Source organism: Ferrithrix thermotolerans DSM 19514 (assembly GCF_900128965.1).
In the GTDB taxonomy this organism is placed as follows: domain Bacteria; phylum Actinomycetota; class Acidimicrobiia; order Acidimicrobiales; family Acidimicrobiaceae; genus Ferrithrix; species Ferrithrix thermotolerans.
Genome location: NZ_FQUL01000061.1, coordinates 1 through 6417 on the forward strand (window position 1 = coordinate 1; position 6417 = coordinate 6417).

General features: G+C 47.7%; 6 protein-coding genes and 2 pseudogenes. 2 read left to right on the forward strand and 6 right to left on the reverse strand.

Going from position 1 to position 6417, the window contains the following annotated elements; translation table 11 throughout:
* Nucleotides 1-266: 266 nt before the first annotated feature.
* Nucleotides 267-752, forward strand: coding sequence for a hypothetical protein (locus tag BUA24_RS11340; protein ID WP_072792671.1), 486 nt, complete (start codon nucleotides 267-269; stop codon nucleotides 750-752).
* Here BUA24_RS11340 and BUA24_RS11345 read toward each other — a convergent pair.
* The 3 genes and pseudogenes from BUA24_RS11345 to BUA24_RS13030 all read right to left on the reverse strand — a co-directional run bounded on the left by BUA24_RS11345 (nucleotide 712) and on the right by BUA24_RS13030 (nucleotide 3024).
* Entirely contained in the window at nucleotides 712-1419 is a 708-nt protein-coding gene (locus BUA24_RS11345; RefSeq protein ID WP_072792673.1) for a hypothetical protein, read from the reverse strand. The two genes, BUA24_RS11340 and BUA24_RS11345, sit on opposite strands and share 41 nt — an antisense overlap.
* The gene (locus tag BUA24_RS11350; protein ID WP_178138828.1) at nucleotides 1394-2062 is read right to left on the reverse strand and encodes an MT-A70 family methyltransferase; all 669 of its coding nucleotides are present in this window, start codon (nucleotides 2060-2062) and stop codon (nucleotides 1394-1396) included. Before BUA24_RS11350 ends, BUA24_RS11345 begins: the two co-directional genes overlap by 26 nt.
* 47 nt (nucleotides 2063-2109) lie before the next feature.
* Nucleotides 2110-3024: pseudogene (locus tag BUA24_RS13030) on the reverse strand (IS1595 family transposase).
* A 192-nt stretch (nucleotides 3025-3216) separates the two neighbouring features.
* Between BUA24_RS13030 and BUA24_RS11360 the strand changes: the two are divergent.
* Nucleotides 3217-3597, forward strand: a complete 381-nt coding sequence (locus tag BUA24_RS11360; protein ID WP_072792676.1) for an inositol monophosphatase family protein — start codon at nucleotides 3217-3219, stop codon at nucleotides 3595-3597.
* A 26-nt stretch (nucleotides 3598-3623) separates the two neighbouring features.
* On the opposite strand, the gene BUA24_RS11365 is transcribed toward BUA24_RS11360, so the two are convergent.
* The 3 genes and pseudogenes from BUA24_RS11365 to BUA24_RS11375 form a co-directional block, all read right to left on the reverse strand.
* On the reverse strand, nucleotides 3624-4184 hold the full coding sequence (locus tag BUA24_RS11365; RefSeq protein WP_072792677.1) for a hypothetical protein: 561 nt from the start codon (nucleotides 4182-4184) through the stop codon (nucleotides 3624-3626).
* Nucleotides 4181-5482 (reverse strand): TRM11 family methyltransferase, encoded by a 1302-nt coding sequence (locus tag BUA24_RS11370; RefSeq protein ID WP_072792679.1) that lies wholly within the window; start codon nucleotides 5480-5482, stop codon nucleotides 4181-4183. The genes BUA24_RS11365 and BUA24_RS11370 overlap by 4 nt, the downstream gene beginning before the upstream one ends.
* 696 nt (nucleotides 5483-6178) lie before the next feature.
* Nucleotides 6179-6417 (reverse strand): annotated as a pseudogene (locus BUA24_RS11375) (IS3-like element IS1141 family transposase); the annotation flags it as partial.

Sequence of the window (6417 nt, forward strand, 5' to 3'; positions counted from 1 at the left end):
GTCCATGAAGGCTACGCAGAGGTCATCACCGAACGAAGAGCCAAGGTCTTATACGAAGCCTACGAAACCCACCCCGAGCGCTTTGTGCGAAAGGTTCCAACCCCACCCACCCTCAACACCCAAGTCTGGATCAATCGACCAACTGAGGAAGAGATGAAAGAGGGTCCCTAGACGGCCGGAAGTTAGCGTTTTGACTACTGAATTCGAACGCACCTCGTACATTTTTTGTTGAGACATTCCGTAGGGGGGCTCTCTATGGAGCGTATGTGATTGAGACCAACAAAGAGGGGCTCTCCAACGAGGAGATCTGGCATCTCTATATGACCCTAACAAGAGTTGAGGAGGCCTTTCGGGCCCTAAAGAGCGATCTTGGCCTTCGTCCCCTCTATCACCAACTGGCTCGGCGCACCTGCGCACATCTCTTTATCTCCGTGCTTGCCTATCACCTCTATGGGGCCATCGCCTATGAACTCACAACCAAAACAGATACAAGACGTCCCTTGACGATTCTTGCCCGTCTCGCTACCCATGTCAGAGCCACCGTCACCCTGACCGATATAGAGCGTAAGGTTCATCACCTACGAGTCTCAAATACTCCAGATCCGGATCAACGCCAAATCTTTGGGGATTATATATTTGACACCCTAACAACAACAATGAGGCAGTTGCGCCTTTTTGTTCATGCTGGACACGGTGCCCGAAGGCCACATCCTAGTCGAGTTTGGAAAGTAACTGAACCAGATGGCCTTTGAATCGTTCGAAATCACTGGCATCTTCATCCGAAAACTCTACATAATACTCGGTTGATCGATTAATCACTTTCTGAACCGAAGTGTACTTTTTTCCAGGGATTGGCTTGATGAACACGTATTTCTCGGACGGCTTAGCGTAATGCAGAATGAACCACACATCCTGATCGGGGTGAGCCTTGGCATACTCAAGCTTGTCAGGACGTATCCAATAAGAATCACCGCGCATAACTTCTGTGCCCGTGACTTCGACATAAATCAGAACCGCCCTGGTGTCACGTAGATAAACCTCGATATCAGGCTTGCCGGATTCTTTGGGATGTTCCGGAATCATATCAGTAGAATCAGCACCAAAACCAACAATCTCAGCTTCGATACGCGTGTCAATACCATTTATTAGGCTACGAACTTTGCTAAGGCGAACTTTCTCTTTGTCCCATGCGTTTTTTCCGTTTTTATCCTTTTTGCTATACTCATTTTTCCAATGAAAATTCTCGCGTTTCTTTAGTTCGTCGCAGTCAATCGAATCGCCCACTTTTAAGTTCATTGCTTGCCAAGTCCGTTCCCGCACTAGAGTGCATCTTTGCCCATCTATATACACAAGCACCTTGGACTCGGTATATTTTGGCGGGTTAGCAGGTAGCTTAACTATTTTGGTGATCTTCGGCATGGCACAGCACCCTTGGTCGTTGTGCGTCTTTGGTTAGAGAACCGTACTGGTTGCCCCAACCATCATAGCCTTCACGAACTTGACGAGCAAACACGTCAAGGCGCGGGCCTTCAAAGTACTCTGCAACCTGTTGGTAGAAGGAATCAGGCTTGGCACTATGGATTGTCGGAGTGGCCGTAAAGCAGGTCTGCATCTTGCCAAGATGATTCCGGTCGAACACAGCCTTGCCCTTATAGCCGAATAGAATATGCTCAGTGATAATTTGGTAGGGGCCAAATGGACAAGGGCCAGTGCGCTTGTTCCAAGTAATCATCGTGTAGAAGGTGAAACCCCATGCTTCCATCAAATCAAAGGCTGTTTTCAGGATCGGCTCACCCGTCTTACGATCCTTGCTATTGGTTGCCCATAGCCACAAAAAACTTTGATCTTCCGCCCATTGGTTAACGGGTAGCTCAAGCAACTCTTTCTTACTCATAGTAGGGTAATCCAGCATCGTGGTCTGGTTTGGACGCACCGAGCGCTTGCCGGTCTTGCCCTGGTTCCAAGGCGGATCAATTACAAGAACTCGATACCGCTTACCCAACTCCGTTTCAATCTTTGCCGTGGGGCATATTTGTGCGTTCATCCAGTTCTGATTTAACAACTCCGAGGACACCCTTGGCGGCTCTTGGCTTGTGACATGCATTTCCATCACCTACCTATCAACTCCGCATACGTCAACCGTAACCCAACACTTTTGTCAAGCAATGCACCAATCCTACCTAGCGTTGCCTATTTGACATTTCCTTCGTTCAGCCGAAATGCAAACTCATCCACATAACCCTGCATGTGCTTACGACTGAAATGATGATAGGTCCCATAGAATCCACGCTTCAGTACTGCCCATACGCTCTCGACCCCGTTCGTGTGTGCCATGCCCTCTACGAATTGCTTGGCACTATGGTTTACGCTCTTATGGTTTACTCCAATAACGCCTCTGTAGGCTGCGTGTTCGTCGGTGTAGAGATCAGAACCTGGAGTTACCTGTCTTTCGATACAATTTTTGATGGTGCTGCCGTCTACACTTTGTACAACCACTGCTTTAGTCCTGCCGCCACGTTCACGCATGCCAAACACAGAAGTCTTGCCAATTGGGCCACATCCTGCACGCAACTTCTTACACTCATGCTTATTGGCTTCCTTGCCACCTAATAAGGTTTCGACGATCCCCGACAAAAGAGCATCCTTACCATTGCCGCATGCCTTGCGGAGCCTTGCGAGCATGAACCAGGCAGTCTTCTGTGTAACCCCAATCTCCTTGGACCACTGGAGTGACGAGACTCCCTTGCGAGCGGTCACCAAAAGATAGATGGTATACAGCCACTTGTCCAGTGGAACGTGAGATCGTTCAAACATAGTCCCTGTGCGCACCGTGAAGTCACGCTTGCAGACAAGACAACGGTAGTACCCCTCCACCTTGCGAACTTGAATCCGACTAGCAGATCCACATGTTGGGCATGTTGGATGCCCGTGCCAACGGCAATGTTCGATATAGGTTCTGGCCGCGCGTTCTGTCGGGAAACGCTTCATGAATTCGTAGGTCGAGATGGTCACGCTGCCGTTAATGCCTTTAGCTTATGCTTGTGGTTAGGGTGTTAAGTATATAGTTCCCAAATCTTTGACTCACTCGGGATTAGTGACCCCTTACCCAGACGAGCCAAGGTAGTAGCCAGTTTGTAGTGTTCTATCCACTGGGACTAAGCCTCTGAGCTGGGAGTTGTTGAGTGGGGATCGAAAGTTGGGTTGATAGGTTTCGGCTTGCCTTACAGTAGAGCAAATATTGCGGTGATGTTCGATATAGCGCAAGCAATGTTTGCAAAATGCCAAGACATAAGAAGAATAGGATCTTCCAGTTTGGACTTCATCTCTGTTGCAACGGGAGAATATGATGCCTATGTTGAGTTGGATTTATGGGCCGGGGACATAGGTGCAGGTGCATTGAATGTCGAGGAATCGGGAGGTAAGATCACGAGTTGGGATGGTAACACTGCATATCAGGCTGATCCAAGCCTAAAATCACATGTTGTTGCAAGCAATGGATTGATTCATGATGACATCTTAACTGTGATCACGACGGAAACCGGAAGGTCGCATAATAGAGCAAGACAATCGTCAGTATCCAATGTGTCCGGGCGTTAGCATAGAGAACTATACACTTATTCACCTTAGTCCTTAGACAACCAGTCCTTAAATGATGCTATCTTTAGCAAGGGGTCAGCTTCCGACAGTTGACCGCGTAAATATTGTTTTAACTCTAATTCCTTATCGCATAACGAGATCATATGCCAATCAGAAAACACATTGGCTTTCTTGATACTTAGCGACTGCTGGCAAATGTGCTTAATCAGCAAAGTTGGAATCATATACAGCGTGGTTTGCTGTTGAGATCGATGAATACCAATAACAACATCACTCTTAGTCTCGTCCTGAACATAGATTTTGCTGTTGTTCGTGAATCGGTCGTAAGTGCGATCTACGCCTCCACGGGAGCCACCAACGAATGATATCGACTTCGTAGCGGTCTTGACCTGCGCCCTGATAAAACTCGTTCCACTTTCGTCTGATCGTTCAATGATAAGATCATACGAGGACAGAGGCATATCTACCTTCGACGAATTTGGAAACTTGGTCATCAACATAGCAAGGACTATGTATTCATTACTGACGCCGATTACCGCCGCATCCCTGCCTGAACCGACGATAGCATCAGTATTAAACTCGATCATCGGCTCAGCCACACTAGCTGCTCAGTATCCATACGTTGATCTATGCGATTAGTCGCCGGATTGACTGGCGTCTTGAACAACGTCTTTGCAACAATCCGATCATGTAAAGTAAACCGATGCGACCAGCCTAGCTTGTAAACGAAGTGTTCGCTAAAGATGATGTGCAGCGGAACACTTGTACCATACAGATTAGCGGAACCCACAATCAGGTATATGTCCGTCGCACTCTGCGATGCGCGTTCAAGTGCATTTACAGTATTGGTGAAGTACGAATCTAATACCGCAAGTGCTCGCTTGTTGTTATCTCGGTCGTAAAACCGACGCACATGGTCAAACATAGGCGATGCGATCTCTTGCGTGGGCAATGATTGGCAGTATGGGATTTCCATTTTTGACCTTGTGCGCACTTCATCTAACGAATGCCCAAGCCATAGCAAAGGGAGTTTCGAGGCTCGAATGTATTCCTGAGCCTGAAGATAGGGTGGAGATGTAATTACGACGTTCCCGTGACCAACTGGTAACGTCGCGTTCCGATCAGGTGAGATTACCGTGATCGACGTATCATATTGCCACGGTGCTCGTAGTTTATGATCAGCATACCGATTGGCTGCATCATTGACGTATTCAATTAATTCCTTCAAAAACTCCTGCCTCCAGTTGAGATTACGGAGCCAAGAGTTCACATAACGTGTCTTGCGATCTGAACGACACAACTTCTGTCGTTGCAAGTCGTTATACGACCACTTATTGGTGACTCGCAGCAGGGGAGCGAGCAGAAGGGCCTTCTGTTTATCGGGAGAGTTATAGTACACGTGCCACAGGTGCGAGACAAGCGAAAATATCAAAGGATGATACCAGTCGCCTAAATATTGAATGCTCTTTGAATCAAGAGGCAGTACCGGGTACTCGCCATCGAGGTCATAGAGACGAAGGTCATGTAGACGATCGGTGAGGGCCGACGCCAAATGGATAACTGGTGATTGTGACGACAACACAACTGCGTGTGCTTGGTTGTAATGACCCATAAGCGGGTTGATATCCCACAACTGACTTTTGAGACCACGCAAATGGGCAGATATAGCCACGGTTCCCACACCAGCAAAAGGGTCAGTAACAAGGTACTGCACCCGAGGACTATTGCCTGCTGTCTCATTCGCCAGCCAGCTATCAAGCGGATAGTTTACAAGTTGAGGGATAAACTTAGCTGGGTATTTAGTCAGACCAAATAATCCATCAGTTGTACTATCAACCGTGGTATCCAGATCACGTAGGGTAACTGTACTAGAAATACCGCTCACCTAACGGCTCCCGTATACGGCAACTGTACTCCGATGTCCTTATCTATCAATGTACTGATTCTTTGCACTGTTCGAAATAGGTTCTGGCCGGGCGTTCTGTCGGGAAACGCTTCAAGAATTCGTAGGTCGAAATGGTCACGCCGTCGTTCATGCCTTTAGCTTATACTTGTGGTTAGGGTGACAAGTATTTAAGTCCACAAATTTTTCTAACACCAAGAGCATCTTCTTCTACCGTCGTGATAGATATCTCGGTTGTTGCCTACCGATGAACCGTTCCATAAATCTTACGCAAATCTACTCACACAGATTTGCAATTTATTTACTGCTTCATCGAAGCCAGTTTCACCATCCACCAAACCAAGGCTTAGTGGATGGCCAGTGCTTTCTTCTCCACAGTCGTCACTTCCGGCGGAACTCGCCGTAGGGCAACTTAGGGATGGGTCGTGTGCCTAAAGTTTTGCAAATAGGCCATAGGGTCTTTGGAACTGTGTCTATCTTAGTAAGTGGTTATAGAACTGTCATTGACTTTTGATCTTTATTTAGTCCTTGACAGTGGAAGTAGAGTGTCTATCAGTTATCGAGATCCAAGTAGGCAACCGGTTCACCCCAGTGTGGACATAAGCCTCCGGAATGTCTCAACAAAAAATGTACGAGGTTCTTTCGAATTTAGTAGTCAAAACGCTAACTTCCGGCCGTCTAAGAACCCTCTTTCATCTCTTCCTCAGTTGGTCGATTGATCCAGACCTCGTTGTTGAGGGTGGGTGGGATTGGAACCTTTCGCACAAAGCGCTCGGGGTGGTTCTCGTAGGCGTTGCGTAAGACCTCGGCTCTTCGTTCGGTGATGACCTCTGCGTATCCCCCATGGACGTCAGCGGGAGTCATGAGTCCAAGGCCCACATGGTGGTGCTCGTATTGATACCAGTTGAAGAACTTCG